Annotated in this window: 26 protein-coding genes, 1 tRNA gene and 2 pseudogenes; 19 read left to right on the forward strand and 10 right to left on the reverse strand. The window is 67.7% G+C overall.

Annotated features, from left to right (window positions below; all coding sequences use genetic code 11):
- Window positions 1-25: 25 nt before the first annotated feature.
- From YWM_RS0105475 to YWM_RS22330, 7 genes are all read left to right on the forward strand, one after another.
- Window positions 26-679, forward strand: coding sequence for a response regulator (locus tag YWM_RS0105475; RefSeq protein WP_028849871.1), 654 nt, complete (start codon window positions 26-28; stop codon window positions 677-679).
- Window positions 676-1,284 (forward strand): trimeric intracellular cation channel family protein, encoded by a 609-nt coding sequence (locus tag YWM_RS0105480; protein ID WP_028849872.1) that lies wholly within the window; start codon window positions 676-678, stop codon window positions 1,282-1,284. The genes YWM_RS0105475 and YWM_RS0105480 overlap by 4 nt, the downstream gene beginning before the upstream one ends.
- A 46-nt stretch (window positions 1,285-1,330) precedes the next feature.
- Entirely contained in the window at window positions 1,331-2,023 is a 693-nt protein-coding gene (locus YWM_RS0105485) for a response regulator transcription factor (RefSeq protein ID WP_028849873.1), read from the forward strand.
- Window positions 2,024-2,073: 50 nt separating this feature from the next.
- Window positions 2,074-3,432, forward strand: a complete 1,359-nt coding sequence (locus YWM_RS0105490; RefSeq protein WP_052344631.1) for a sensor histidine kinase — start codon at window positions 2,074-2,076, stop codon at window positions 3,430-3,432.
- Window positions 3,433-3,496: 64 nt separating this feature from the next.
- On the forward strand, window positions 3,497-4,729 hold the full coding sequence (locus tag YWM_RS0105495) for a S1C family serine protease (RefSeq protein WP_211232437.1): 1,233 nt from the start codon (window positions 3,497-3,499) through the stop codon (window positions 4,727-4,729).
- Between the two features lie 414 nt (window positions 4,730-5,143).
- Window positions 5,144-5,653 carry a MogA/MoaB family molybdenum cofactor biosynthesis protein gene (locus YWM_RS0105500; protein WP_028849876.1) on the forward strand — a complete coding sequence of 170 codons (510 nt, stop codon included), beginning with the start codon at window positions 5,144-5,146 and terminating at the stop codon, window positions 5,651-5,653.
- 129 nt (window positions 5,654-5,782) lie between these two features.
- Entirely contained in the window at window positions 5,783-6,001 is a 219-nt protein-coding gene (locus YWM_RS22330; protein ID WP_156914662.1) for a hypothetical protein, read from the forward strand.
- Between the two features lie 72 nt (window positions 6,002-6,073).
- Here YWM_RS22330 and mscL read toward each other — a convergent pair whose 3' ends face one another.
- From mscL to YWM_RS22335, 4 genes are all read right to left on the reverse strand, one after another.
- Window positions 6,074-6,475 carry a large conductance mechanosensitive channel protein MscL gene (mscL, locus tag YWM_RS0105510; protein WP_028849877.1) on the reverse strand — a complete coding sequence of 134 codons (402 nt, stop codon included), beginning with the start codon at window positions 6,473-6,475 and terminating at the stop codon, window positions 6,074-6,076.
- 87 nt (window positions 6,476-6,562) lie between these two features.
- On the reverse strand, window positions 6,563-7,240 hold the full coding sequence (cpaB, locus tag YWM_RS0105515; RefSeq protein ID WP_028849878.1) for a Flp pilus assembly protein CpaB: 678 nt from the start codon (window positions 7,238-7,240) through the stop codon (window positions 6,563-6,565).
- Between the two features lie 133 nt (window positions 7,241-7,373).
- The gene (locus tag YWM_RS25575) at window positions 7,374-7,682 is read right to left on the reverse strand and encodes an FmdB family zinc ribbon protein (protein WP_084612200.1); all 309 of its coding nucleotides are present in this window, start codon (window positions 7,680-7,682) and stop codon (window positions 7,374-7,376) included.
- Between the two features lie 464 nt (window positions 7,683-8,146).
- Window positions 8,147-8,764: a 5-formyltetrahydrofolate cyclo-ligase gene (locus YWM_RS22335; protein ID WP_084612222.1), complete on the reverse strand. Its 618-nt coding sequence runs from the start codon at window positions 8,762-8,764 to the stop codon at window positions 8,147-8,149.
- A 29-nt stretch (window positions 8,765-8,793) separates the two neighbouring features.
- On the opposite strand from YWM_RS22335, the gene YWM_RS0105535 reads away from it, so the two are divergent.
- The 10 genes and pseudogenes from YWM_RS0105535 to YWM_RS22350 form a co-directional block, all read left to right on the forward strand.
- On the forward strand, window positions 8,794-9,693 hold the full coding sequence (locus tag YWM_RS0105535; RefSeq protein WP_028849879.1) for a UTP--glucose-1-phosphate uridylyltransferase: 900 nt from the start codon (window positions 8,794-8,796) through the stop codon (window positions 9,691-9,693).
- A gap of 53 nt (window positions 9,694-9,746) precedes the next feature.
- Window positions 9,747-11,012, forward strand: coding sequence for a molybdotransferase-like divisome protein Glp (gene glp / locus YWM_RS0105540; RefSeq protein ID WP_028849880.1), 1,266 nt, complete (start codon window positions 9,747-9,749; stop codon window positions 11,010-11,012).
- A gap of 10 nt (window positions 11,013-11,022) precedes the next feature.
- Window positions 11,023-11,700 carry a GNAT family N-acetyltransferase gene (locus YWM_RS0105545; protein ID WP_043659833.1) on the forward strand — a complete coding sequence of 226 codons (678 nt, stop codon included), beginning with the start codon at window positions 11,023-11,025 and terminating at the stop codon, window positions 11,698-11,700.
- Between the two features lie 111 nt (window positions 11,701-11,811).
- On the forward strand, window positions 11,812-12,717 hold the full coding sequence (gene sepX / locus YWM_RS0105550) for a divisome protein SepX/GlpR (protein ID WP_342664927.1): 906 nt from the start codon (window positions 11,812-11,814) through the stop codon (window positions 12,715-12,717).
- Between the two features lie 51 nt (window positions 12,718-12,768).
- Window positions 12,769-12,841 (forward strand) — tRNA-Ala (locus tag YWM_RS0105555).
- A 543-nt stretch (window positions 12,842-13,384) separates the two neighbouring features.
- Window positions 13,385-14,908, forward strand: coding sequence for a sodium:solute symporter family transporter (locus YWM_RS22340; RefSeq protein WP_052344593.1), 1,524 nt, complete (start codon window positions 13,385-13,387; stop codon window positions 14,906-14,908).
- Window positions 14,905-15,057 (forward strand): hypothetical protein, encoded by a 153-nt coding sequence (locus YWM_RS26080; protein ID WP_156914664.1) that lies wholly within the window; start codon window positions 14,905-14,907, stop codon window positions 15,055-15,057. The genes YWM_RS22340 and YWM_RS26080 overlap by 4 nt, the downstream gene beginning before the upstream one ends.
- Before the next feature lie 2 nt (window positions 15,058-15,059).
- Window positions 15,060-15,671 (forward strand): cysteine hydrolase family protein, encoded by a 612-nt coding sequence (locus YWM_RS22345; RefSeq protein ID WP_052344594.1) that lies wholly within the window; start codon window positions 15,060-15,062, stop codon window positions 15,669-15,671.
- 154 nt (window positions 15,672-15,825) lie between these two features.
- Window positions 15,826-16,086 (forward strand): annotated as a pseudogene (locus tag YWM_RS27145) (transposase); the annotation flags it as partial.
- 32 nt (window positions 16,087-16,118) lie between these two features.
- Window positions 16,119-17,030 (forward strand): annotated as a pseudogene (locus YWM_RS22350) (IS256 family transposase); the annotation flags it as partial.
- A 163-nt stretch (window positions 17,031-17,193) separates the two neighbouring features.
- Here YWM_RS22350 and lhgO read toward each other — a convergent pair.
- The 3 genes from lhgO to YWM_RS22360 all read right to left on the reverse strand — a co-directional run bounded on the left by lhgO (window position 17,194) and on the right by YWM_RS22360 (window position 20,271).
- Complete coding sequence (gene lhgO, locus YWM_RS22355; protein ID WP_084612201.1) at window positions 17,194-18,588, reverse strand: L-2-hydroxyglutarate oxidase; 1,395 nt, start codon at window positions 18,586-18,588, stop codon at window positions 17,194-17,196.
- Window positions 18,589-18,592: 4 nt separating this feature from the next.
- Window positions 18,593-19,684, reverse strand: coding sequence for an Ldh family oxidoreductase (locus YWM_RS0105585; RefSeq protein ID WP_028849883.1), 1,092 nt, complete (start codon window positions 19,682-19,684; stop codon window positions 18,593-18,595).
- A 311-nt stretch (window positions 19,685-19,995) separates the two neighbouring features.
- The gene (locus YWM_RS22360) at window positions 19,996-20,271 is read right to left on the reverse strand and encodes an alpha/beta hydrolase (RefSeq protein WP_052344596.1); all 276 of its coding nucleotides are present in this window, start codon (window positions 20,269-20,271) and stop codon (window positions 19,996-19,998) included.
- Between the two features lie 143 nt (window positions 20,272-20,414).
- Between YWM_RS22360 and YWM_RS27035 the strand changes: the two genes are divergently transcribed.
- A complete protein-coding gene (locus YWM_RS27035) occupies window positions 20,415-20,549 on the forward strand; it encodes a hypothetical protein (protein WP_281168798.1) in 135 nt (44 codons plus the stop codon).
- Between the two features lie 96 nt (window positions 20,550-20,645).
- Here YWM_RS27035 and argS read toward each other — a convergent pair whose 3' ends face one another.
- Window positions 20,646-22,415 carry an arginine--tRNA ligase gene (gene argS / locus YWM_RS0105600; RefSeq protein ID WP_245565932.1) on the reverse strand — a complete coding sequence of 590 codons (1,770 nt, stop codon included), beginning with the start codon at window positions 22,413-22,415 and terminating at the stop codon, window positions 20,646-20,648.
- Between the two features lie 427 nt (window positions 22,416-22,842).
- Between argS and YWM_RS22365 the strand changes: the two genes are divergently transcribed.
- Window positions 22,843-23,634 carry a phosphatase PAP2 family protein gene (locus YWM_RS22365; protein ID WP_156914665.1) on the forward strand — a complete coding sequence of 264 codons (792 nt, stop codon included), beginning with the start codon at window positions 22,843-22,845 and terminating at the stop codon, window positions 23,632-23,634.
- Window positions 23,635-23,828: 194 nt separating this feature from the next.
- Here YWM_RS22365 and YWM_RS0105610 read toward each other — a convergent pair whose 3' ends face one another.
- Window positions 23,829-25,439 carry a class I adenylate-forming enzyme family protein gene (locus tag YWM_RS0105610; RefSeq protein WP_028849885.1) on the reverse strand — a complete coding sequence of 537 codons (1,611 nt, stop codon included), beginning with the start codon at window positions 25,437-25,439 and terminating at the stop codon, window positions 23,829-23,831.
- Between the two features lies 1 nt (window position 25,440).
- On the reverse strand, window positions 25,441-26,322 hold the full coding sequence (locus YWM_RS0105615; RefSeq protein ID WP_028849886.1) for a crotonase/enoyl-CoA hydratase family protein: 882 nt from the start codon (window positions 26,320-26,322) through the stop codon (window positions 25,441-25,443).
- Between the last annotated feature and the right edge of the window lie 275 nt (window positions 26,323-26,597).

Below are 26,597 nucleotides of genomic sequence, written 5' to 3' on the forward strand. Positions count from 1 at the left end.
TGACAGGCCAGGTCGGAGGGCGCCAGTGATCAGGGTGATGTTCGCGGACGACGAGGAGATCGTCCGCTCGAGTTTGCGCACGATGTTGTCCGGGGCGGACGGGATCGAGGTCGTCGGCGAGGCCAGTGACGGCCGGTCCGCGGTCGAGGTGGCCCGTAGGCACCACCCGGACGTCGTGCTGCTGGACATCAAGATGGCCGGCGAGGAAGACGGCCTGGAGGCGCTGCGCGGCATCCTCGCGCTGCCCGAGCCGCCGACGGTCGCGATGCTCACCACGTTCGACATCGACAGCTACGTGTCCCGTGCGCTCAGCGCGGGCGCACAGGGCTTCCTGTTGAAGGACATCCGTCCGGCGTCGTTGGTGCAGGCAGTGCGAGATCTGGCTCGCGGGGGTGCGGTGCTCGACCCTGGCGTGGCGGCCCGCATGGTTCGGGCCCAGCGGGACGAAGCCAGGGCGGCCGAACCGGCGCGCGAGCTGCTGGCCTCCCTGTCGGAGCGCGAGCGTGAGGTCGTCACCCTGATCGCGCAGGGGATGTCCAACTCGGAGATCGGTTCGACGCTGTTCCTCTCGGAAGCCACGGTGAAGGGTTACGTGTCCTCGGTGCTGGCCAAGATTGGCGCGGCCAACCGGGTGCAGGCCGCACTCCTGGCTTATCGGGGCGGGCTCCTCGACGACTGATGCTTCTCGCGCTCGAGCTGATCGGCGTGGTGGCCTTTGCCGCGTCGGGCGCGTTGGCGGCCGTGCAGGCCCGGCTCGACCTGTTCGGCGTGGCCGTGCTCGCGGTGACGACCGGGCTCGGCGGCGGGATCCTGCGGGACGTGCTGCTCGGTGTGCACCCGCCGACGACCTTGCGGACGTGGCCGTTCCTGGCTGTCTGCGTGGTGACGGCACTCGTGACGTTCTACTTCCACCCACAGATCGCTCGGCTGCGGAAACCAGTGCTGGTCGCCGACGCGTTCGGGCTCGGGGTCTTCGCGACGTCGGGCACGGTCATCGCGCTCGACCTGAACGCGCCGGTGTACACCGCGTGCTTGATCGGCATGACCACCGGTATCGGTGGTGGCGCGGCGCGCGACCTGTTGCTGCGCGAGATCCCGGTGGTCCTGCGTAAGGAGATCTATGCGCTGGCCGCACTGCTGGGCGCGGTCGTCGTCGGCCTCGGTTACCTGCTGAAGCTGCCGATGGGGCCGGTGGCGATCCTCGGATCGGTCGTCGTGATCACCGTGCGGCTGCTCGCCCTGTGGCGCAAGTGGAACGCGCCCGTGCCGCGCGACCCGAGCTGACCAGGGTTCTCAGGCAGGACTCAGCTCCAGCGGTAAGACTGTGGGCATGCGCATTCTTGTCGTCGACGATGACCGGGCGGTGCGGGACTCGCTGCGCCGATCACTGGAGTTCAACGGCTACTCGGTCGACCTGGCCAGCGACGGTGCCCAGGCCCTCGAGATGATCGACGCGAACCGGCCGGACGCCATGGTGCTGGACGTGATGATGCCGCGCGTGGACGGGCTCGAAGTGGCCCGCAGGCTCCGCAGCAGGGGTGACGACCTGCCGATTCTGGTGCTCACCGCGCGCGACGCGGTCTCCGACCGGGTGGCCGGCTTGGACGCGGGCGCAGACGACTACCTGCCGAAGCCGTTCGCGTTGGAGGAGCTGCTCGCCCGGCTGCGCGCCCTGTTGCGAAGGTCCTCGACCGAGCCGGTGGGAGACGGGCAATCACAGGTCCTGTCGTTCGCGGACCTGACCCTGGATCCTGCGACCCGGGAAGTCACTCGTGGCGAGCGGACCATCAGCCTGACGCGGACCGAGTTCGCGCTGCTCGAGCTGCTGATGACCTACCCGAAACACGTGCTGACCCGCAGCAGGATCCTGGAGGAAGTCTGGGGCTACGACTTCCCGACCTCGGGCAACGCTCTCGAGGTCTACATCGGCTACCTGCGGCGCAAAACCGAAGCCGGTGGTGAACCGCGATTGATCCACACCGTGCGCGGTGTCGGCTACGTGCTGCGGGAGACGCCTCCGTGACCCGTGCCGCCGAGGACCGGCAGGACAGCGAGGAGCAGACGCCGAGACGGATGTCGCTCCGCCGGCGCGTCACGCTGCTGGCCGCCACGTGTGTCGCGGGCACGGTCGCGTTGGTGTCCTTCGGCGCGTACTGGACGATGCGCGCCAACCTCTACGAGACGCTGGACGAGCAGCTGATCGAGCGCGCCGAGAACGCGGTGCAGTCGCCGCCGGTCACCAACCGTGTCGAGCAGATTCCCGCCGCGTTCCTTGCCTCGACCGACATCGAGATCGGCGTGCTGTCGCTCGCCGGGCGGCCGGGTGTGGCGCAGATGCGGAACCCGGTCGGGCATGCTCCGCCGTGGGGTGAGTCCGAGCTGCGGGTGGCCAGCGGCCTGCAAGACATCTCGTTGCGCACCGAGCCGAAGACGAATTCGCGAGTGATCGCGCTGCCCTCGGGTCCCGGGGAGGCGATTGTGCTGGCCCAGCCACTGGAGCCGACCCAGCAGATCCTGCGCCGATTGGCCCTCGTGCTGTTCGGTGTTGGTGGCGCGGGCGTGCTGGTCGCCGCGGGCGCGGGCACGGCCGTAGCGCGCGGAAGCCTGCGTCCGGTGGAAAACCTGACGGCAGCGACCGAGCGCGTGTCGGCGACCGGAGATCTGCGTCCGATCCCGGTCACCGGCGACGACGAGCTGGCCAGGCTGACCGTCAGCTTCAACCGGATGCTGGCCGCGGTGGAGGATGCGCAGCGAAGACAACGGCAGCTCGTCGCCGACGCCGGCCACGAGCTGCGCACGCCGTTGACGTCCATGCGGACCAACCTCGAGCTGCTGCTGGCGGCGGACAAACCCGGCGCTCGGACGCTGTCGCCGGAGGATCGAGCCGACATCGCCAGGGACGTCACCGGCCAGCTCGACGAGATCACCCAGCTGATCGGCGACCTGTCCTTGCTCGCCCGCGGCGACGCTCCACCTGCCGAGCCGGAGCGGGTCGAGATGGTCGACGTGGTGGAACGAGCGCTGGAACGGGCGCGACGTCGGGCCGGCAGCATCGAGTTCGACGTGTCGCTGCAGCCGTGGGCGGTGTACGGCGATTCCAGCGAGCTCGAGCGGGCGGTGCTGAACCTGCTGGACAACGCGGTCAAGTTCTCCCCGGAGAACGGCACCGTCGAAGTGCGGCTGCGTCCGCTGGGCGACGGCACGGCCGTCGTCGAGGTCGCCGACGAGGGCCCGGGCATTGCCGACGACGACATCCCGAATGTCTTCGAGCGCTTCTATCGCTCGGTGAGCGCCCGTGGCCTGCCCGGCTCGGGTCTTGGCCTGGCCATCGTCAAGCAGGCCGCGCAACGTCACGGCGGTACGGTTTACGCCGGTCGTTCGGCTCGCGGCGGAGCGCTGATGACCATCCGGCTGCCCGGCGAACCCGGTTAGGCTTGAAGGTAAGCCCACAGCGTGGACTCAGTTGATTCTCAGGACCGCAGCGCACGGTGGAGATATGCAGCAGAACGACGACTCGACGTCTGCCGGCCCGGTGTGGCCGACCGATGAGACCCAGCAGGCGACGCAGCAAGCGCAGCAGTCCGGGGCACCTGCGTATCCATCGATGGGGTATCAGACGCAGCCGATGCCTGCGCCGCCGAAATCGGGCCGCGGCAAGTTGGTCGCCGGAGTGGCAGCGCTCGCTTTGCTGGTGGGTGCGGGCGCCGGCGGCGTGTCCGGGTACCTGGCCGCGGACGGAGCCGGGCCCGACACGACGGTGAACGCGCTGGAACAGGAGCCTCCCGCGCGGCAGACCGGCAGCGCGCCGAAGGGCAGCGTGGAGGCCGTCGCGGAGAAGGTCGCGCCGAGCGTGGTGCAGCTCAAGGTGCAGGGCAACGGGTCCGCCGGGGAGGGCTCCGGCTTCGTGCTGACCGACGACGGCTACGTCATGACCAACAACCACGTGGTCGAGCCCGCCGCGAACGGGAGGGGCCAGATCACCGCCGTGTTCCAGGACGGCAGCAGGGCCCAGGCCAAGGTGGTGGGTCGTAACCCGACGACCGACATCGCTGTGATCAAGCTCGAGGGTGTCGACGGCCTCAAGCCCGTGGAGCTGGGCCGGTCCGACGATCTGCGCGTGGGGCAGAGCGTGGTCGCCATCGGCTCACCGTACGAACTGTCCGGCACGGTGACCGCGGGCATCATCAGCGCGCTCAACCGCCCGGTCACCGCCAGTGGCAGTGGCGACCAGGCCACCGCGATGGATGCGATCCAGACCGATGCGGCGATCAACCCGGGCAACTCCGGCGGTCCGCTGGTGGACATGAACGGCCGGGTGATCGGGATCAACTCGGCGATCTACAGCCCGCCGTCGTCCGCGCCGGGACAGGACGGTGGCCGCATCGGCAACATCGGCATCGGGTTCGCCATCCCGATCGACCAGGCGCGTCGCACCGCGAACGAGATCATGAAGACCGGTAAGGCGACGCAGACCTACATCGGCGCGACGGTGCGCGACGCAGAGGAGGGTGGCGCGGAGATCGTCGAGGTCATGGACAACTCGCCCGCTAAGAAGGCCGGGCTGAAGTCCGGCGACGTGGTCACCAAGTTCGGCGACCGTCCGATCGAGGACGCCGACGAGCTGGTGGCCGCGGTGCGCACCAGGGCCGCCGGGGAGAAAGTCACCTTGACCTTGGACAACGACCGCACGGTCGACATCACCCTCGGCGCGCAGCCCGTCCCGAACTGATCCACAGCCGAGCCGAGGCCGCTGCGCGAGCTGGTTGAGCGCTCCGCGTAGCGGCGGCTGCCGTCGGCGGCTCTTCCAGCACGGGGCAACCGCGTTGCCGTGCTTGAGGGGTCCAGCGTGCGGAGGACGTGGGGCCGCGAAGCGGTGCCTCGGCCGATCCGTCGCGCCGCTTCGGCCATTCCCGCCACGCCGCTCCGGCCGACCCGTCGCGCCGCTCGGTAGGCCCGCCGAACCGGCCCGGCCGATCCGTCGCACCGTCCGGCGCCGTTCTCAGCGCACGCCAGCCGTTTGCCCCTCGACAGGTGTCGGGGAGCCGATACCACAACTCGATCTTCTGGGAGCCTGATGTCGACACCTGACACGTCGGTCGAACCGCGCTGCGTCCCGCTGTGGGGACCGACTAACGTAACGACCATGGAACGTAGCGCGGCGCAACGGTTGGGGAGGGCGTTGGTCGTCATCGTCGACGACCGAGTGGCCAACGGCGAGGTCGAGGATTCCACGGGTCCGCTCGTCACCGAGCTGCTGAAGGAAGTCGGCTTCATCGTCGACGGCACCGTCACCGTGCACGCCGACACTGTCGCCATCCGCAACGCCCTGAACACCGCGGTCATCGGTGGCGCGGACTTGGTGATCACGGTCGGCGGCACCGGCGTCTCGCCCCGCGACGTGACACCGGAAGCGACCCAAGGTGTGCTCGATCAGACCATCCCGGGAATCGCCGAGGCCCTGCGTTCCTCCGGACTGTCCGCCGGTGCGCTCGACGCCGGTGTTTCCCGCGGCCTGGTCGGCATTTCGGGAAGCACCCTGGTGGTCAACCTGGCCGGCTCGCGCGCTGCGGTGCGCGACAGCATGGCCACCCTGTCATCCCTCGTGCCGCACGTGATCGCAGAGCTCTCCGGCGAGCTCGCCACCGAGGGCTGAAGCCCGGACGGCGCCAGTAGCGCCGGGATCCGGCCCGCGTCGGTGGCGGCCCAGTGCTTGTCCTCGCCGGTGTGACGTCTTGAGTTCCGGCCGGCCGGAACGGTCGGCGTGCGTGCCATCATTGGCGACATGTCCGAAACCGGCCGACAGTCCGACTCCGCCGGCGCCGGTAAGCCGGAATCCGTCAACGACAAGCCGGCCCGGCGACCCGCGGTGACCCGTCAGCGCCTCCAGGAAGTGTTCGGCGAGGTCCTTCCCGAGACGACCTCCGACGAGCGTGACGACGGTTCACCTCGGGACACCGATCGCGACGAATGGTTCCTCGCCAACCGGCCGCCGCATCACTAAGCCGGCGGAGCAGGGTTCCCTCCGCCGGGGTACCTCGATCGGGCAGCCCCGGCGGAGCCGTGGTCGCTCGCGTTACCGGTTGGCTTGAGCCTTGAGCAGGTCCCGGATCTCGATCAGCAGCTCGTTGTCGCTCGGCGGCTCTTCCTGCTGCGGGATTCCGCGGCGCGCCTTGATCCGCGCCTGGATCTTGTTGAACGGAACCACGACCAGGAAGTAGACGACCGCAGCGGTCAGCACGAATGTCACCGCGCCGTTGATCACCGCGCCGAAGTCCAGCACCGACTTCGGGTTACCTTCGACGAGCTGCACCGCGAGCCCGACATCGCTGCCGCCGCCGAGCGCGGCGATCAGCGGATTGATGATGCTGTTGGTGAAGATCGAGACCAGGTCGACGAAGGCAGTACCGATGACCACCGCGACCGCGAGTTCGACGATGTTCCCTCGCATCAGGAACTCTTTGAACCCCTTGAGCATGACCAGCACTCCTTGACTGCTCCAACGAACGGGCCTTCCGTTCCCGGCCGCCCTCGCACACTGTGGCCGGCGCCACAGTGGTTGCGGCTACCGCAGGGTAACGGTCACCGGCTGTTTCAGCGACACGGCGGCGAGCCGGTTGGCGGTTGCTGTAGGTAATTGGAGCAGTACTAGCTGCGCACGGTCCGGTCGGGTCTCATTGTCATCAGCAGTCACAGTGACAACAGTCGCCTGACTGGCGAGTGTGCGGCTCTCGCCGGCGGATTCGGCCATGGTGACCACATCGACGAGAGCGCCGGGTTGCAGTAAGGCGGCCACCGCGGGATCGGCGAGGCGGATCGGGACCGTCGCTGTGCCGGGCGCAGCGGATGTGCTGCTTCCCGCGTGTCCGACCAGCCGCGCGTCGGTGACCGGCTCGCCGCTGCGAGCAGCACCGGACAGCACGCGACCGACTGCGTCCTTGGGAGAGGACAGTGCGCCGGCCGGGATCGCGCTCGTCGGCAGCTGGGTGACCCGCACGTCCGCCGCTGCAAGCTTGTGGCCCGCGGACAAGTCCCGGCTGGTGACGACCGCAGGCGCGCGAGGCTCCTGCGCGCTCGTTGCGGGCTGTGCGGCGAACACTGCGGCCGCGGCGAGTAGCAGCAGCGCCAACGCGCGTCGAGCGAAACCAACTGTCAAGAACGACCTGCGGATCCGACGTCTCGGCCGCGGCCGGCGAGTCAGCCGCGGAAGCAGGGCGCGAGAGATGCGAGCGATGTCAGGCATGCCTCGCACGTTATGGATCGCCGAGCGCTGATCACACCCGTGCGAGCGTCGCCTGTGGATAACCCCGTCGTTGTGGACAACTCGCCGCTTCGGCGGCCTCCAGTCGCGAAACTGTCAGCGCCGCGTGCGATGTTCAGGAGGCCTTGGACGCAGCGCTCGAACTGGACGAGGGGGAGGACGATGAAGAGCTCGACTTGTCGCTGGACTTGCTCGACGAGCTGCTGCTCGACGAGCCGTTGGACGCCGAGCCGTTGGAGCTGGACGACGCGCGGGAGTCCGTGCGGTAGAAGCCGCTGCCCTTGAAGATCACGCCGACCGAGCCGAACAGCTTGCGCAACGGGCCGGAACACTCCGGGCACTCGGTCAGGCTCGCGTCGCTGAACGACTGAACCGCCTCGAACCGGTGGTCACACTGCTTGCAGGCGTACTGGTAGGTGGGCACCGAAGACTCCTCATCGGCAAACGTTGGCACTCGAGCGGCTCGAGTGCCAACTCCATTGTGCGTTATCGAATTCTGCGCTGGCAAACGGGTCTAGCTCACACATCGACGCGGTCGCCGCGGGCAAGCTACGACGTTGCGGTGGATCGACGGTGCGTGCTCGCCGGCAGCCTTCACACGATACGGGTGCGGATCGCCTGCCGCGGACAACGGGGTTGGCAGCAGCGGGTCGCGGGTTTGCGGCACGGCATGCGGGTCACAGGCGTGGGGCGCAGCATGCCGGCTCGGGCTTGCGGCACAGCAAGGCGGGTCACGAGCGCGGGGCCGCGGCATGCGGGATGCGGCGTCTGAAGGATGAGGTGCGGAGACGCGGCATCGGAGCGAATCCACCCGCCGCGCGGAAACCCCGGCCGAGTTCCCCCAGGGGCCTCGGCTCGCGAGAAGTTCGCGCTTCCAGCGCTGGGGACTCACCTTCCCAGACGCCGATACCCCTCGTGCGGGGTGACCACCGAGGTGAGCCGAGCGTCGTGCGGCTCGGCGGGCAGCTCGGCCACGAACTCCGAGTCCCGCACCACGCCGACCAGATCAGCCTCGGGATCGGCCAGGGGCAGGGTTCGGTCGTAGTAGCCCGCGCCACGCCCGAGTCGCACGCCACGTGAGTCGACCGCGAGCGCGGGTACGAACACCAGGCCTGCTTCGGCGATGGTTTCCGGTGGCATCCGGTCGCCGGTCGGCTCGAGCAGTCCGGGCAGCGGCCCTTCCGCGAGTCCGTCGCGCCCTTCGTAGACCGTCCACAGCAGCGGGACGCGACGTCTGGGTACTACGGGCACGAGCACGCGGGCTCCGGCATCCCGCAGCGTGTCGGCCAACTGCACCGTGCCGGGCTCGGTGCCGAACGGCACATAGCAGGCGACGGTGTCCGCGCCGTGCGATGCCGCGACCTCGGCCACGCGTTCGGCCAGCAGCTCGGCCTCTCTGGCGTGCTCTTCGGCGGACACGGCGTCGCGTTCGGCGAGCAGATGGGTTCGCCATTCGTGCTTGGTCCACGCCCGTTGAGCGCCACGGGCCGGTTCGTTCCCGGACACGTACACCACCTCACGTTAGGCTCATGGCCATGACGGCCAGCGAAGAGCACCAGACGTTCACGACCGCCATCGTGCCCGCCGCCGGCCTGGGCACGCGCTTTCTTCCCACTACCAAATCGGTTCCCAAAGAGCTACTGCCCGTCGTGGACACGCCTGGCATCGAGCTGGTCGCCACCGAGGCCGCGGAGGCCGGAGCCAAGCGACTGGTCATCGTGACGTCTCCGTCGAAGCAGTCGGTCGTCGACTATTTCCGGCCCGCGCCGGAACTCGAGCAGTCGCTGCAGGCCAAAGGTAAGGACGACCAGCTCGCTAAGGTTCGCCGGGCTCCCAGCCTGATCGACGTGGAAGTGGCCATCCAGGAAGAAGCGCTCGGTCTCGGTCACGCAGTGGCCTGTGCCGAGAACAATCTCGGCCCGGACGACGACGCGGTCGCCGTATTGCTCCCGGACGACCTCGTGCTGCCCAGAGGCGTGCTGGAACGGATGGCGAAGGTGCGCGCCGAATACGGCGGCAGCGTGTTGTGCGCGTTCGACATCCCGAAAGAGGAGATCTCCGCCTACGGCGTCTTCGACGTCACCGACACCGGCGACGCCGACATCAAGAAGGTCAACGGCATGGTGGAGAAGCCGCCCGCCGACCAGGCCCCGTCGACCTTCGCCGCGGCCGGCCGCTACTTGCTGGACCGCGCCATCTTCGACGCGTTGCGGCGAATCACCCCGGGCAGCGGGGGTGAACTCCAGCTCACCGACGCCGTGGGCCTGCTGATCGAGGAAGGGCATCCGGTGCACGTGGTGGTGCACCGCGGTCCCCGCCACGATCTCGGCAATCCCGGCGGTTTCCTGCGAGCCGCGATCGACTTCGCGCTGGACGATCCGGAGTACGGTCCGAGCTTGAAGACCTGGTTGACGGACAGAATCGCACGACCATGACCACACCAGAGCAGCAGCACGAGGGCCACGTCGGTGCCGACATGGCAGGCACGATGGTGTCCGGGACCGACCAGATGGCACCGGATGACGACTTCCGGTCGGTCGACGACCACCTGGCCCGGGTGCTGGCCGCCGCGGTGCGGCCGAGGCCGGTGCGAGTGGCGATCTCGGAATCCCAAGGGCTGTTGTGCGCGGAGGAAGTGGTCGCTCAGCAGGCGCTGCCAGGTTTCGACCAAGCCGCGGTCGACGGGTACGCGGTGCGCAGCGTGGACGTGCGGGAAGCGACGGAGGACAACCCGATCGAACTGCCGGTGGTCGGGGAGATCCACGCCGGATCGCGGCAGCCGCGGCGCCTGCAGCCAGGCCAAGCGGTGCGAGTGGCGACCGGTGCGCCGCTACCCACGCTGGCCGACGCCGTGGTGCCGGTGAAGTACACCAACGGCCACCTGGCCCGGGTCGCCGTCATGCGCAGCGTGCCGTCGGCGGCGTACCTGCGGCGCATGGGCGAGGACGTGCAGATCGGTGATGTCGCGGTCCGCAAAGGCGACATCATCGGTTCCGCTCAGGTGGGTCTGCTTGCCGCGGTCGGTCGGTCCAAAGTGCTGGTGTACCCACGTCCGCGCGTGTCGATCATCTCGGTCGGCGACGAGCTGGTGGACGTCGATCGCACGCCGACGGTCGGGCAGGTCTACGACGTGAACTCCTACGCGCTGGCCGCCGCCGCGCGCGACGCCGGTGCCGAGGTCAGCCGTGTCGGCATTGTGTCGACCGAGGCGAGCAGGTTGCGGGAGGTCGTCGAGGGCCGCTTGCTGATGTCGGAGATCGTCGTCATCGCCGGGGGAGCGGGCGGTAGCGCGGGCGAGGACGTGCGCGCGGCGCTGTCCGACCTCGGGCACATCGACGAGACCCGCGTGGCCATGCACCCCGGGTCGACGCAAGGGTTCGGGCGGCTGGGACCCGATTCCGTGCCGACCTTCCTGCTGCCCGCCAACCCGATGAGTGCGCTGGTGGTCTTCGAGGTCTTCGTGCGCCCGTTGATCAAGGCGGCGCGCGGCGCACGCAACCCGCATCGCCGCGTGATCAATGCCCGGTTGTTGTCCCCGATCTCGTCCGTGCACGGCAGGCGGGGCTACCTCCGCGGGCAGCTCATGCGCGACGAGAGCACCGGGGAGTACCTCGTGCAGCCGCTCGGCATCTCGGGGACGAACATGCTGTCCTCGTTGGCCGAGGCGAACTGTTTGATCACTGTGGGTGAACTGCAGACCGAGATCGCCTCGGGGGAAGAAGTGCAGGTCGCCTTCCTCGCGCAGCGCGGCTAACGTGCGGCACATGTCGCGGCCGCAGCAGCCCGCTGGGATGGCGGGGCAACCGGATGGCAAGCACCCCGGCTGGCCCGCGCGGCTGGGCACGTTGCGGGTGCGCGCGGGAGACGTCGCCCTCCGGCCGGTTCGCCTCCGCGATGGTGGCCCGTGGCGGCGCATCCGGGTGCGCGACCGTGACTACTTGCAGCGCTGGGAGCCGTCGGCGCCGGGAACGTGGCAGGAGCGGCACAGCGGGCTCAGTTGGACGACGCAGTGGGCGGGCCTGCGCACGCTGGCCCGGCGCGGTGCCTGTCTGCCCTTCGCGATCACCGTCAACGGTGTTTTCGCTGGTCAAGTGACCATCGGCAATATCGTGCGGGCCTCGCTGCAATCCGCATGGATCGGCTACTGGGTGGATTCGGAGCTGGCGTCGAAAGGTGTCGCGACCGCCGCCGTCGCCCTGGCGGTGGACCACGCGTTCTCCGACGCGGCGCTGCACCGCCTCGAAGCGACCGTGCGTCCGGACAACGCGGCCAGTCTCCGCGTGCTGACCAAGCACGGCTTCCGCGAGGAAGGCTTGTTCGAGCGCTACCTCTACGTCGACGGCGCCTGGCGAGACCACGTGTGTTTCGCGCTCACCGCGGAGGAAACCGGGAGCGGATTGGTGGCGCGCCTGATCGACCGCGGCGGCGCCGAGCGCGTTTGACGAAGTTCTGCATGACTTGCCCCGATCCGGTGACGACTTTCCGTGATCGATTACGGCGAGCCTCCAAGCGATCTGTTACTGGTGTGACTAGCGTGACGAGAACATGTAGGAGTGCAGCGGGGAGCCGAGATGCCGAGCTCGTTGATCATCGTCGCGCTTGCGGTCGCGTGGCTTGTCGTGCTCGTACCGATGGTCGTGCGCAAACGGCAGGAAATCGCCGAGACAGGCGATGACGCGTTGGCATCCCGGGTGGTGCGTGGCGGCCGGGACGACGTCGTCGACCAGGAGGAGGAGGCCATGCCCGAATCCAGCGAACACGACGAGGACCACTACGAGGACGCCGAGGAAGTCGAGGCGCGAAGCGGCCACGACGACGCCGAGGACGAACAGTTCGGTGACGAGCGTCTCACCCGTGCGGATGCGGAGCTCGACGACGACTACGGGGAGCCACTGCCGCGACCGCAGCGTCGCTACCGGCCCGGTCGCGGCGGGTTCGATCCGCACGCGGCGGAGCTGGCCGCGCGGGCGAAGTATGCGTTCCGTCAGCGGGTCGTGCTGACTCTGCTGGCCACGATCGTGCTGTCCGCCATCGTCGCCGGAGTGGCGTTCACCCCACTGTTCTGGCTGACCGGTGCGGCAACGGTGGTTCTCGCCAGCTACCTGGCCTACCTGCGCAGGCAGGTGCGCATCGAGAACGAGATCCGCCAGCGCAGGATGGCGAGGCTGGCCGGGGCGCGCGCGGCCGAGCGGCGGCGCATCCGGGACGACGAGCTCGATCGCGTCTACGACCGCAGGTTCGAGCGCGACCTGCGAGCCGAGTACCACGAGGACTACGAGGACTACGACGACGAGTACGACGTGGAGGAGGAGCCGGTGCAGCTGGTGGAGCGTCGGCCGCGCGAGAGGCCTCAGCCGCCGCGAAACGCGGTGGTCGTCGACGTCTACGACGAGGACCCGGCGTTCCACGAGCTGGCGGAGCCCGACCTTCCGATGTATCGGCGGGCGGTGGGTGAATAACCCCTCCCGCACGGCTTGATCGAGCGGCTTGCTATGCTCATCGAGCCGCTAGGGGCTGTAGCGCAGTTGGTAGCGCGCCTCGTTCGCATCGAGGAGGTCAGGGGTTCGATTCCCCTCAGCTCCACCCCGCGCACAAGGCTCGAACCCCTGCCCGACGAATCGTTGGCAGGGGTTCGAGCCTTGTGCGCGGGGTGGGCCCCGTGGGACTCGAACCCACAACCCACGGATTAAAAGAACGCCGCTCCGCGCAACATGCCCGCAATTTCGGTGTCATGAGTGGCATGTCGCACCGCATCAGTCGCTCCACGCACCACCGATAGACGTCCTTTCGCACCACGTTTGATCCCACGACTCCCGTGCAGGAAATCTGTGCGGCCCGTAGGTCGCGGGCGGTCGCGGCATGCTGGCCGCTTGTCGGCCGCGTGATGTCAGTCGGCACGAGGCCCGCCAGACAGGGCCTCGTGCGACCCGGATCAGCGCTTGCTGGAGGCGGCGGGGACACCGTCTAGAACGCATCATCGGGTGTTGCCCGCAAATGCCTGGCTCCCCGGCCCTCGACGATGAAGCGCCGTGCTCAAGATCTGGCTCGGCTGTTGACTCCCCTGGGGAGTTGTGGTTACGTCCCCGACGACGGGGTTGATTGTTGACAATCTACAAGAGGTGGACAGTGATTCTCGTCTTTGTCGGATTTGGCCTCATCTTCCTGGCCGTCGCACTCTGGGTTGCCAAGCGCGCGCCCGTGGACGACGTCGACGATTTCATTGTCGCCGGCCGCCGACTACCGTTCGGTATCGTCAGCGCGAGCGTGATGGTGTCTTGGCTATGGACTACGAGCCTGCTGGGTGCTGCGGAGGCGGGGTACCTGTTCGGTATCGGTGGCGGGTTTGCGTTCGCGTTCGGGTCTGCCGTCCCATTCTTCGTGTTCATCCCGCTCGCGCTCCGGCTACGCCGGATCATGCCGCACGGGACGACCTTCCTGGAGTTCCTGCAGCAGCGGTACGGCGCGGCGACACATCACCTGCTCCTGGGAATGACGCTCCTGATGGCCCTGTACATCTGTGTTGAGCAGATTATCGGCGTCGCCTACGCCGTTTCGGGGTCGTTCGACGTCGCCTATCCGCTTGTCGCAGTCGGAGCGACCGCCGTCGTGGTCAGCTACATTGCGATCGCGGGACTGCGCGGCGCGGTCATCAACGACGTAATCCAGTTCGTCATCATCTCGGCCGTCTCGCTCGTCTTGATACCCATCATCCTGGCACGTTTCGGCATCGGAAATCTCTACGATGGCCTGCAACGCGCGGCGGCTAACGCTGATGTCGCAACCCACAATGCGGATGCGATGACGTTCTGGGCACCAGCAGCTGTCCGCTACTTCGCCGTTGCGATGGTGGTCAGCATGGGCTTTGTGCTACTCAATCAGGGCTACTACTCCAAGGCTCGCGCGGCTGGATCAAGCAAGTCGCTGTTGGGCGCCTATATCCTCGGCACCGTCGTCGCGTGGATCCCCATTCCTATTCTGTTCGGCATGGTCCTCGGGGGCATCGGTATCGCCGACGAGATCACAGTCGGCGACGAGCTGCGGGTCTCGACCGAAGTCTCGGGCTACATCTTCAGCGAGAACTTCGGCTCCATTGGCTCACTACTGTTCTCACTGACGATCTTCATGGCTGGGCTCACCACGGCCGGCAACTCTCTCGCCGGCTTCCAAGCGGCCATGGCCGTCGATGTCCAGGACGGCGTCATGGGTGGGAACCGGACACCGCGGCAGAAGAAGCGATTCACCCAAGCCGCCACGATCGTCTTCGGGGTATTCACCTGCATCGGTGCACTCGCGCTTGAGGGAGTGTCCCTCCTGCGTATCGACATCGTAAGCGGCATCGTGTTCGCTGCCCCGATCGGCGCCCTGCTCACAGGCATGTTCTGGCGTCGCCCCAGCGCATCATTAGCAATCGGATCCGTGATCATCGGCATGAGCTCGGGCATCATCGCCTATGTCGCGATCGACGACCCAGAGATCGACTACTTCGTCGGCAACCTCGTCTCCCTACTTGTACCCGTTGCGGTTCTTCTACTTAGCCCCGTCATCAGCCGACAACGGTACGACTTTGCCCAGCTGAGACAGTACGGCGCACCCCGCACGGGTACGAGCGCAGAGCGCGCCCACGAGGTTGAAGGAGAGCACTCAGCATGAACGAAACGACCTTCGAAGTGATCCTGTGGGCCACGATCATCGTTGGCTGGATCGGCTTCCTTGTCATCACAGCTGCACTCGTGCGCGAGACCTACGGCTGGCTGCGGTCGAGGTCTGCCCGCGCACCCGAGACTACGAGCGGAGAGTAACCATGTACCTTCCCTTTGAAGACGGCGAACGTTACGGCGTCCTGGTCGTAGACATGCAGCGCGATGGAGTCCAGCCCGACGGCGCGATTCCGGCACACGGTGCCACCGATATCATCCCCGCAATCGAGAAACTCACCACCAGCGCACGCGTCCACGGTTGGCCGGTGATCCACACCCAACACGTCCACAGGGCCGACCTGTCGGACTTCGGACTATCACGACACATCGAGCCACCCAGCTGCGTGGACGGCGGGGCGGGACTCGAGTTCGTACCACCGCTCCAGCCTCAGCCGGGCGACAGGATCGTACAGAAACGTCGGTACAGCGCCTTTCTCCACACCGACCTCGACATGCTCCTCCGCAACCTGCACATCAACGGTTTACTCATCTGCGGCATCCTTACCGACGCCTGCGTCCTCAGCACCGTAGTCGACGGGCGCGGACTCGACTACAAACTTTGGATGATCAGCGACGCCCTCGCGGGCACCAACCCGACCCTGCACAACAACGCCCTCGACATCATGGCCGGCTGGTTCGCCGACATACGCGATACCGCGTGGGCCCACGGGGCAATCGCAACCCGCCCACAGGCCATCGAGGGACTGTCTGAATAACGGTGGATCCGGGTTGGCCTGACACGCCGAGCGGCAGGCTTGGCGGAAAGGATCGACCATGACGGAAACACTGGAGCCCATGGCAGACGAGGTGAACCAGCTGGAACTGGCGCAGCAACTGCTGGCCCAGGCCAAAGAGCAGGGCATCGAGCTGATGGGCCCGAACGGACTGCTGGGGCAGTTGACGAAGAACGTGCTCGAAACCGCGCTGGATGCGGAGATGACCGAGCACCTCGGCTACGAGAAGAACGACCCGGCCGGCCGCGGCAGCGGCAACTCCCGCAACGGCACGAGGTCGAAAACGGTGCTGACCGAGATCGGCCCGGTCGAGATCGACGTCCCGCGGGACACCGAGTCGAGCTTCGAACCGAAGATCGTGCGCAAACGCCAACGCCGGCTGACCGGAATCGACGAGATCGTGCTCTCCCTCAGCGCGAAAGGGCTGACCACCGGGGAGATTTCGGCGCACTTCCAGGACATTTACGGAGCCTCGGTGTCGAAGGACACCATCTCCCGGATCACCGACACATTTACGGAGCCTCGGTGTCGAAGGACACCATCTCCCGGATCACCGACAAGGTGCTCGAGGAGATGACCGAGTGGCAGAACCGGCCGCTCGACCGGGTCTATCCGGTGATGTTCATCGACGCCATCCACGTCAAGATCCGCGACGGGCAGGTCACCAACCGACCCATCTACGTCGCGATCGGGGTCACCGTCAACGGCGAACGCGACATCCTCGGTTTGTGGGCCGGCGACGGCGGTGAAGGCGCCAAGTTCTGGCTCGCGGTGCTCACCGAGATCAAGAACCGCGGAGTGGCCGATGTGTGCATCGTCGTCTGCGACGGCCTCAAAGGCTTACCCGAGGCGATCAACACCGTGTGGGAACTCGCGGTGGTGCAGACCTGCATCATTCACTTGATCCGCAACACTTTTCGGTTCGCGCCTCGTCAACATTGGGACGAGATGTCACGCGATCTCAAACCGGTCTACACCGCCCCGACCGAGGGTGCGGCGAAGGAACGGTTCGTCGAGTTCTCCACCAAGTGGGGACCGAAGTACCCAGCGATCGTGCGACTCTGGGAGAACGCCTGGAGCGAGTTCGTGCCGTTCCTCGACTACGACGTCGAGATCCGGCGGGTGATCTGCTCGACCAACGCGATCGAGTCGGTCAACGCCCGCTACCGGCGGGCGATCCGCGCCCGTGGGCATTTCCCGACCGAGCAGGCCGCGCTCAAGTGTCTCTATCTCGCGACCCGCGCCCTGGACCCCACCGGCCGGGGTAGGGCACGATGGGCGATGAGGTGGAAGCCTGCCTTGAACGCCTTCGCGATCACTTTCGAAGGACGCATCAACTAACCGATGCCAGGCCGGATCCACCGTTTATCGGACACTCCCCACAGATGACGCAGGCCAGCCCATCGGCCTGGGCGTCGGTTAGTCCGGTGATGATCTCGTCGCGGTTCACTGGGCACCACCGCCCGAGAACACGCGACGAGTACCCACCGGCTTGATCCTGATCTCAGGGCCTTCCGCCGTTAGGGTGTTCGTGTTCTGAAGCGTTAGGCCCACCGATCGAAAAGTCCTTTCCGCCGAGGCGGGAAGGACTTTTTCGTTGCTTGCCGCACGCCCACTCAGGCGCGATGCACCTCGTTCGATCGCGAATCAAGGCTGTCGAGCCTGGTTCCAGAGCAGGGCGGTTTCGGAAAGCGATGGACCCTGTGGGTCGGCGATCGGACAGCAATGTGTCGGCGATCAGCTCGCCGATCGGCAACGCGGACGTCGCGGCGGGCGAGGGCGCATTGAGCACGTGCACCGATCGCGGTGTGCGTTCCAGCTCGAAGTCATGCACCAGTGAGCCGTCTCTGCGGACGGCTTGGGCGCGGATGCCGGCCTCGTGCGGGAGCAGGTCCGCGACTTGCAGCAAGGGACAGTACTTGCGGCATTCGCGAAGGTAGCCGCGCTTGAACAAGGAATTCCTCATCTCCCGCGCCCCGGTGGCGATGTTCGCCTTCGCCAGCCGCCACAGCCCAGGAAAGGTCGCCAGTTCGGCGAGGTCCTTCCGGTCGACGCTGAACTTGCGATAGCCCTCCCGGGCGAGTCCGAGAACCGCGTTCGGGCCGACAGTGATGGTGCCGTCGACGGTGGGGCTCAGGTGCACGCCGAGAAAGGGCAGATCGGGATCCGGGACGGGGTAGATGAGATGGCGGATGATGTCCTTGCGGGCGGCGGGAAGCTGGTAGTACTCGCCGCGGAACGGCACGATCGCAGTATCGGTGCGGATGCTGGCGAGGCGGGCCAGACGGTCTGCCTGGAATCCGGCGCAGACCACAAGCCGACGCGCCGACCAGTGCTGTTCGCCGGCGCCGATGGTGACCGCGTCGCCGGTCTCGTCGATGCGGTCGACCTCGGTCGACGTCTGGATCTGCCCACCCGCGGCCTCGACGTGCTTGGCAATCGCTGCCGTGACGAGTCGGAAGTCGATGATGCCCGTGCTGGGCACCAGTAGTGCGGCGACACCGCGGATGTACGGTTCGCGGCGGCGGAGCTCGGCGGCATCGAGGCGCTCGATCTCCAGTCGGTTGACTGCAGCGCGCTCGGCGAGGTTGTCGAGGCGACGCAGTTCCACGTGGTTCGTGGCGACGAGCAGCTTGCCGCACTCGTCGAACGGAATTCCGTTCGCGGCGGCGAACTCCTTGGTGGCCTGTGCGCCCCGGCGACACAGCTCGGCCTTGCGGCTGCCGGGCTCGTAGTAGATCCCGGAATGGACGACGCCGCTGTTGTGGCCAGTTTGGTGCGTGCCCAGCTGAGGCGCCTTCTCCACCAGCAGCAGGCTGGCACCGGGGCACCTCTCGAGCAGCTTCAGGGCGGTCGCGGCGCCGACGATCCCTCCGCCGATCACGCAGAAGTCGTACATCGGATCACTTCTCCTGGACGGGCTGGTCGAGCAACAACGGAATGCGCGCTCGTTCGCAGATCGCCGCGATCTTCGCGATCAGACTGTCGGGCAACGGGATGCCGCGCATCCTGCGCAGCTCACGACTGTTCCGTTCGGGGTCACCGGCGACCTGGACGGGAGTTTCAGGCCGAGCCGGCGGGGTGGCGCGCAGAGTGTCCAGGAGTTCGTCGACGTCTGCGAGGAACTCGCCGCCAGGGCGGAAGAACGCGGGATCGAGCGCGAGGAAGAAGTGTCCGATGTCCCCAGCTGCTCCCGGCCTGCGGGTGACGGCGAGGTCGGCTCCGGACAGGGCGGCACTGAGTATCTGCACCATGACAGCAAGGCCGTAGCCCTTGTGGCCGCCCGTGGCAGTTGATCCGCCGAGCGGGGTCAGCCCGCCGCCGGTGCGGTGGTGGATCCAGGACATCGCCGCACCCGGATCGGTCACCGAGCTGCCTGACTCGTCGACGACCCATCCCTCGGGGATCGACTCGCCGCGGAGGTCGTGAGCCCTGACCTTGTTGGAGGCGACGGTGCTGGTGGACATGTCCAACAAGAAGGGCGGGTTGTGTCGGGCAGGCGCGGCGAAGGCGATCGGATTGGTGGGCAGCCGAGGTACCGCCGCGCCCGGGGGCACCACGCTGACGACTCGTGCCGAGGTCGTGACGAGCCCGATCAGTCCTGCTTCGGCGGCAAGCTTCGCGTAGTACCCGGCGGTACCGAAGTGTCGTGAATTGTGCACCGACACGATCCCGACGCCGGCGGAGCGGGCCTTGTCGACGGCCAGGTTCATGGCGGTGACTGCCGCCGGATGGCCCAGGCCGCCATCGGCATTCAGCAGTGCCATCGCGGTGTTCTCGCGTTCCACGACGGGCTGGGCTCGCACGTTGAGGTGTCCGCTGTCGCGCAACTTCTCGTAGGAGATCAGCATCGAGATCCCGTGGGAGTCGATGCCGGACAGGTCGGCGTAGACCATTGCCGTTGCGGCGATAGCGGCAGGTTCCTCCGGCATTCCCCACGCCTCGAGCACGCTGCGGATCTGAGTGCGGATTGTCTGTTCGCTGAACAGCTTCACTCGCCGCTCCTCCAACCGTGGGCGTGGACCGGCCGTACGACACCGAAGCCCGCGGAGATCCCGTACGGCGTCTCGCAGCTCTCCTTCCGTCGCCGCATCACGGTGGGCGCATTGCCGTCCAAGCCGACTCTGATACTCACACAATGAAAAGCCATACTGCTACGTGAGAATCACAGGGATGCGCGCTGGAGGCAAGCCCTCGGAGCGAGCTCTTCCGTGAGGAACGACCGAGCAGACCTGAACGTCGTGGCGCGTACCCCAACGAACTCCCGCCGGCATCAGCGATGAAGATCAGCGTGAAGGGAGTGCCCCTAGCCGCCGACAGCCAGCGCAGCCAGTAGCTTCGTCGCCGACTCGCACGCCTCATTGGTGATGATGTGCTCGTCGCCGGGGTCGATCCGCACGTCGACCTCCAGCCCGGCGGCGCGCAACAGGCCTGCCGTCTCCTCCACCCGGTGCTTCGGCACCCACGGGTCGTGCTCGATGCTGCGCAGCAAGGCAGGTACCCCACGCAGGCGGTCGTCCTGGGGCAGCGGGGGCGGAGTCGTTCCGATGTAGCCACCGGTGAACAGCACCAGTCCGGCCAACGCGCGCGGCGACGCGACCCCCGGCGGGATGCAACGCGTCGGTCGACACGCAGCAGGAGGCCGCGAAGAATCTGCGCACGCTGGTCACGCACATCTTCGTCGAGGGTGACCCGCAGCTGGACATCGGCGACGCGGTCTTCGGTGTGAAGAAGTCGCTGGTCAAACGGTTCGACGAGCAGCCACCGGGCACGCCGACGCCGGACGGTCGAGACCTCGGGGACGCACCGTGGACCCGGACGCGTTTCGACATCGTGCTGGCGCCCGCCGAAGCCGGGTGAGACGTCCCTCCCGGCCTTCGTCGACGGCCACGCTCGCGACGACGAGGGCGGCGACCGGGGTGGCCCACCAGCCCGGCGAGTACCGCGACTACAGCGTCACATCCGTTCCGGAGCGCTGATGCCCAGCAAGCCGAGTCCCTGTCGCAGGGTGTGGGCGGTCAGCCGGCACAGCGCAAGCCGGTTGCTGCGGACCGGTTCCTCGGCGTTGAGCACCGGACAGGCCTCGTAGAACGTGGTGAAGTCGCGGGCGAGGTCGTACAGGTAGCCGCAGAGCTTGTGCGGCTCGAGCGTCTCGGCGACCGCCGCCAGGGTCGGGCCGAAGTCGTCGAGTTCCAGCGCCAGCGCCCGCTCGGCGGGGTGCAGGGCGATGCTGGGGTCGACCGTGACGTCGGGGTCGCCTGCCTTGCGCAGGATCGAGCGGATCCGGGTGTGCGCGTACTGCAGGTAGACGCCGGTGTTGCCGGTGAACGACACCATGCGGTCGACATCGAACACGTAGTCCTTGATGCGAGATGTCGACAAATCGGCGTACTTCACCGCGCCGATGCCCGCCTGCTCGGCGATCCGGTCGAGTTCCTCGCGGGGCAGGTCCGGGTTCTTCTCGCGCACGACCTCGCGGGCACGGTTCACCGCGTCGTCGAGCAGGTCCATCAGGCGGACGGTGCCACCGGACCGGGTCTTGAATGGGCGGCCGTCGGGCCCGAGCACGGTGCCGTACGGCACGTGTGCCGCGTCGATGTCGTCGGTGAGCCATCCCGCGCGCCGGGCGGCTTCGAAGATCAGTTGGAAGTGCAGCGCCTGCCGCGAGTCGGTGACGTACAGCAGGCGGTCGGCCTTCAGATCGTGGATGCGGTACCGGATGGTGGCCAGGTCCGTGGTGTCGTAGCCGTAGCCGCCGTCGCGCTTGCGCACCATCAGCAACGCGGGCTTGCCCTCCGGGCCGGTCACCTCGTCGGAGAAGATCACCAGCGCGCCTTCGCTCTCCACGGCGATCCCGGCCTTGGTGAGTTCGTCGATCACGTCGGCGAGCATCGGGTTGTAGAACGACTCGCCGACCGAGTCCTCCGGGGTGAGCAGTACGCCGAGCCGGTCGTAGATGTCACGGAAGGCCTTCTCGGACTCGGCGACGATCTCCTTCCAGCGCGCGACCGTGTCGGGATCGCCCGCCTGCAGGGCGACCACGCGGTTACGGGAACGCTCGGCGAAGTCGGGGTCGGCGTCGAAGGCGGCGCGGGCGGCCCGGTAGAGCTCGTCGAGCGCGGAAACGGCCGAGGTGCCCGCCGCCAGTTCGTCGTGGTGCCAGGTGGCGTCCGGGTGCTCGTCGAGGTACTGGATCAGCATCCCGAACTGGGTTCCCCAGTCACCGAGGTGGTTCTGCCGGATGACCTCGGCACCGAGGAATCCGAGCACCCGCGCCAGGCTGTCGCCGATGATCGTCGTGCGCAGATGGCCGACGTGCATCTCCTTGGCGATGTTCGGCGCGGAGTAGTCGATCACGATGCGCTGCGCCGCGGTGGGCGTGCCGACGCCGAGGCGGGGACTGGCCAGCCGAGCGGCGACCTGGCCCCAGATCAGCTGGTCGGGCACCGTGATGTTGAGAAAGCCGGGACCGGAGACCTCGACGCGCTCGACCCGCTCGCCGGCCATCGCCGAGGTGAGCGCTTGAGCCAGCTCGGCAGGCTTGGTGCGGGCGCGTTTGGCCAACGCGAGCGCGGCGTTCGACTGGAAGTCGGCGTGCTCGCTTCGGCGCACCAGCGGATCGGCCCCGGCCAGCTCGGGGTAGGCATGCGCGATCGCTTGCGACACGCTGTCGGCGACCTGGCCGAGCAGCGGCCGGACTTCGTGGTTCGACTCGCGATGGGACACGGAATTAAGCCCTCCTTCGAGGCCTTCAGTGTCCCAGGCGCCGTTGTGCTCGCCGAACCGCGGTGCCCGTCGAGACGCCGAATGCAGCGGCCGCGGCTTGCCGGCGCGGCGTGCTGAACCCACCGGTCCGCTCCCCGCGTGAGGGGAATGACCGCTGTCGCCGGCAAAGGTGGGAGACCGCGGGCGACGGCCGCTCGCTTCCGCTTTCGGCTGCACCCGAGAGCTCGACCAGGTGGTAGTCGGCGCGTCCGGTTGTGGTGGCACAGCCGGTGCCACCATGGTTGCTCGTCGAGCCCACCATGATCGGTGCCTGCCGTGCCGGTCCTCGCCGAATCCGAGAGAAGAAGACGGAATGCCTCACAACCCATCAGCTGACCGTGCTCGCGACGTAGCGCTTCCGGCGCGCAGCGCACCCGGCAGGGCCTCTGTGCCGTTCGTGCTTTTCCTGCTCGGTTTTCTCGTCTTGTATCTGCTGGCTGTCTGCACCCCGATCGGGCAGCGCATCGAGAACGCCGTGTTGTCGAGTGAGAACGGGAGCAAGCCGGCCTGGATACACGAGTTCTCGGGTGCCTATTCCGCTACCGGGCCGACGCTTCCCCCGCTGGGTGAGCTCGCGCTGCCGACAGCGGCGGTGGGGCTGCTCGTGCTTGTGCTGCTCACCCTGGTGCGGCGGTGCTGGTGGCAGGGAGCGGCCGCGGTCTGTGTCGCGGGTGCCGCGATCGGGGCCGCCGAAGTGCTCGGACAAGTTCTGCCCCGGCCGGATCTGGTGAACGCACCGGTTTACTTCGTCGAGCCGAGTTTCCCCAGCGGTCATGCCGCGGTGGCGTCCGCGCTGGTTGTGGCGGCCTTGTTCGCCGTGCCGGAACGGCTGCGGCCGTGGCTTCTGGTAGTCGGGGCGGCTTGGCTGGCCATGGTCGCCGGCGCCGTGCAAGCCACCCTCCACCATCGGCCCAGCGACGTGGTGGGCTCCACCCTGCTGGTGTGCATCGCGTACCGGCTCGCGCTGTGGCTGCGGCCCACCGTGGCGCCGACGTTCGCTGCTCGTCCCGCCACCGTGGCGGCGGCATCCGCGTGTGCTGTCGTCGGCGCGGTGATAGGTGGCTCGCGGTCGGACTCCTTGGGGCAGTCGGCGGTCTTCGCCGCGGTCGCGGTCGGGTGCGCGGCACTGGCATGGCTCGCGGTGAAGGACCAGGTGGTGACGCGGGCACAATCCGACTAGGTGGCATCCGGCACGATCCGGCAGCGCACCACGGCGCCGGCCGCCCGGCATCGGGGCGGCGGCCGCGGTCGGGCGTGGCACGCCCGACCGCGTCGCGCACCCAGCGCTGTGCGGTGACTGGCTGGTTCACCCCAGCGCTGTGCGGTGACTGCCAGGTTCTGGATCACCTCGGCGCCAGGCGGTGACGGTCCAGTTCACTCCAGCGCTGTGAGTTGGCCGTCCAGGATCTGGTCGCGGACCCGGAATTTCTGCAGCTTGCCCATGGCATTGGTGGGTAGCTGCGACGCGAGGTACCAGTGCTTGGGCGTCTTGGCCGGGGCGAGCCGCTCGCGCACGAACGCGTGCAACTCGTCCTTGGTCGGCACCGCACGCTCGTCCTTCGGTTGGATGGCGGCCGCGACGACCTCACCCCATTGCTCGTCCGGCAGGCCCACCACGATGGCGGTTCCGACCTGGGGATGGGTGGCCAGGACCGCCTCGATCTCCCGCGGATAGATGTTCTCCCCGCCGCGGATGATCATGTCCTTGATGCGGCCGGTGACGCGGAGGTAGCCATCCTCGTCGAGAACGCCGAGGTCACCGGTGTGCAGCCACCCGTCGGCGTCGATCGTCTTCCGGGTCTCCTCCGGCATCTGGAAGTACCCGAGCATCGTCTGGTAGCCGCGCGCGCAGATCTCGCCCTCCGTGCCGACCGGGACGGTGCTCCCGTCGGACGGGTCGACGATCTTGAGCTCGACGTTCCACAGCGGGCGGCCGACCGTGTTGCGGCGCTGTTCGTCGGGGTCGTCCGGGCTGGTCTGGGTGACGATCGGGCTGAGCTCGGTCTGGCCGTAGACGGTCGAGAATCGCGCCCCGAACTTCTCCTCGACCTGGGCGATGAGTTCCGGCGGGACCGCGTCGCCGCCGGACATCGTCACGGTGACCGACGACAAGTCGTAGGAGCTGAACTCCGGGTAACTGAGCAGTCCGACGTACATCGCGGGGACACCTGCGTAGACGTCGGCCTTCCAGTCCTGCAGGGCGTTGAGCACCAGCTTGGGGTCGAACTGGCGGCACAGCACGAGGGTTCCCCGGCTGATCGCGTTGCCGAGGACGGACAGTCCGCAGCCTGCGGTGTGGAACAGGGGAAGCGGCGTCACCCAGATGCCGTGCCGTGGGAACTGGGCGCGCCGGTGCACGTAATGCGCATTCGTGACTAGACCGCGATGATGCAGCAGCGCCCCCTTCGGAAAGCCCGTGGTTCCGGAGGTGTACTGCAATTGGGCCGCCGAGCCGGGATCGACGTGGGGCAGCTCGCGGTCCACATCGGTCACGGCTTGCAGCTGCTCGTACCAGTCGCGGAAGCGCACCACCTGCTGTACCGCGGGAACCCGGGCGCGGACCTCCTCGGCGATGGCGGCCATGTCGGTTCCGCGGAACTCGTCGCTGTAGGCGATCCCGACGGCTTCCGACTGCCGCAGGATGTACTCCAGCTCGCCTGCCCGGAGCGCGGGATTCGCCGTGACGAGGACCAGGCCGGCCATCGCCGCGCCGTACTGCAGGATGACCCACTCCGGATCGTTGGGCGCCCAGACGACGATGCGGTCGCCGGGCGTGAACCGGCCGAGCAGCCAATGCGCCGCGCGCCGTGCATCCTCGAGGAGCTCGGCATACGTCCACGTGCGCGGCTGCGCCTGTGGCGCGAGAGCGATCAGCGCGCGGCGCTCACCGCAGTCCCGAGCCGCCTGGACGAGTACGTCTCCGGTGGTCAGGTCCAAGATCTTCTCGTCGGTGCTGGCAGGCACAGCGGAAGTCGTGAGGGACATGTCAGTCCTCCTCCACAAGTTCGGACTCGTCCGGTACCTCTCCTCCGCCTTCCGGGATCCATCGCCCGGAATCGCGCCACTTCACGGCCGCGTCGAAACCGTGGGTCGCGGCGAGTTCCTGGAACCAGCGCCCTTCCGGCGAGTGGCGTGCGATGCCGTCGAACAGAGTGGCCAGGATCTGCGTTCCCTGCAGCCCCATGTTGTCGTAGGCCTGGTTGATCATGAGTTTCTGCATCACCAGCTGGTTGACCGGCACACCGGCCATGCGGTCGGCCAGCTTCTCGACCGCGTCGTCGAGTTCGTCGTCCGGGACCGACTCCAGCACCAGGCCCCACTCGGCCGCGGTTCGGCCGTCGATGGTGTCGCCGGTGAGCAGCATGCGCTTGGCCTTCTCCGCGCCGAGCCGGTAGACCCACATCGCCGTGGTGGGGCAGCCCCACACCCGTGCCGGCATGTAGCCGATGCGCGCGTCGTCGGCCATCACCACCAGGTCGCACGACAGCGCGATGTCGCTGCCGCCGGCCACGGCGTACCCGCGCACCTTCGCGATGGTGGGTTTGAGGGACCGCCACAGGCTGAAGAAGTTCTCGGTGTTGGTCTTCATCAGCCGGTAGTCCTTGATGGGGTCCCACACCGGCGGCTGCAGGCTGTCGCCCTCCTCGGCGTACCGATGCAGGTCGTAGCCCGCGCTGAAGGCACGGCCCGCACCCTGGACGATGATCACGTGGACGGCTGGGTCGTCGTTTGCGCGCTCGACCGCGGACTTGATTGCCGCGGCCATCTCGTGGGTGATCGCGTTCAGCCGTTCCGGCCGGTTCAGCGTCAGGTACGCCTTTCGCCCGGCAACTTCGTACCGGACGATGTCTTCGCGATCCTGCTCCATGCCGTCTCCCTCTTCTGTGCTCGTGGGTCAATCGGATCGGCGCCAGGCCGGCGCGCTGATCGATGCCGAACCCGGCGCCTTGCCGAGCAGGGCAAGGGCATCCGCTGCGGTGTCGCGCCGCCATCGGTGGGCCACCGACTGAAGCGATCCGTCGGCAGCGGATCGCGTGCGGTGGCATCGGCGAGTACCCGAGCAAGGCTCTTCATCGAGGACCTCCGATGTGAGAGGTGGCTCAGATTTAACAGTCCGTTCGGACGGCCTGTCAATGCGCGGTG

It is taken from the genome of Thermocrispum municipale DSM 44069, from assembly GCF_000427825.1.
In the GTDB taxonomy this organism is placed as follows: domain Bacteria; phylum Actinomycetota; class Actinomycetes; order Mycobacteriales; family Pseudonocardiaceae; genus Thermocrispum; species Thermocrispum municipale.

What these genes read in the sequence shown, in the direction of transcription:
- YWM_RS0105485 (WP_028849873.1), top strand. Translation starts at nt 1,331, where the DNA reads ATGCGCATTCTTGTCGTCGACGATGACCGGGCGGTGCGGGACTCGCTG.
- YWM_RS0105490 (WP_052344631.1), top strand. Translation starts at nt 2,074, where the DNA reads ATGTCGCTCCGCCGGCGCGTCACGCTGCTGGCCGCCACGTGTGTCGCG.
- YWM_RS0105495 (WP_211232437.1), top strand. Translation starts at nt 3,497, where the DNA reads ATGCAGCAGAACGACGACTCGACGTCTGCCGGCCCGGTGTGGCCGACC.
- YWM_RS0105500 (WP_028849876.1), top strand. Translation starts at nt 5,144, where the DNA reads ATGGAACGTAGCGCGGCGCAACGGTTGGGGAGGGCGTTGGTCGTCATC.
- YWM_RS22330 (WP_156914662.1), top strand. Translation starts at nt 5,783, where the DNA reads ATGTCCGAAACCGGCCGACAGTCCGACTCCGCCGGCGCCGGTAAGCCG.
- mscL (WP_028849877.1), bottom strand. Translation starts at nt 6,475, where the DNA reads ATGCTCAAGGGGTTCAAAGAGTTCCTGATGCGAGGGAACATCGTCGAA.
- cpaB (WP_028849878.1), bottom strand. Translation starts at nt 7,240, where the DNA reads ATGCCTGACATCGCTCGCATCTCTCGCGCCCTGCTTCCGCGGCTGACT.
- YWM_RS0105535 (WP_028849879.1), top strand. Translation starts at nt 8,794, where the DNA reads ATGACGGCCAGCGAAGAGCACCAGACGTTCACGACCGCCATCGTGCCC.
- glp (WP_028849880.1), top strand. Translation starts at nt 9,747, where the DNA reads ATGGTGTCCGGGACCGACCAGATGGCACCGGATGACGACTTCCGGTCG.
- YWM_RS0105545 (WP_043659833.1), top strand. Translation starts at nt 11,023, where the DNA reads ATGTCGCGGCCGCAGCAGCCCGCTGGGATGGCGGGGCAACCGGATGGC.
- YWM_RS26080 (WP_156914664.1), top strand. Translation starts at nt 14,905, where the DNA reads ATGAACGAAACGACCTTCGAAGTGATCCTGTGGGCCACGATCATCGTT.
- YWM_RS22345 (WP_052344594.1), top strand. Translation starts at nt 15,060, where the DNA reads ATGTACCTTCCCTTTGAAGACGGCGAACGTTACGGCGTCCTGGTCGTA.
- lhgO (WP_084612201.1), bottom strand. Translation starts at nt 18,588, where the DNA reads ATGTACGACTTCTGCGTGATCGGCGGAGGGATCGTCGGCGCCGCGACC.
- YWM_RS0105610 (WP_028849885.1), bottom strand. Translation starts at nt 25,439, where the DNA reads ATGTCCCTCACGACTTCCGCTGTGCCTGCCAGCACCGACGAGAAGATC.
- YWM_RS0105615 (WP_028849886.1), bottom strand. Translation starts at nt 26,322, where the DNA reads ATGGAGCAGGATCGCGAAGACATCGTCCGGTACGAAGTTGCCGGGCGA.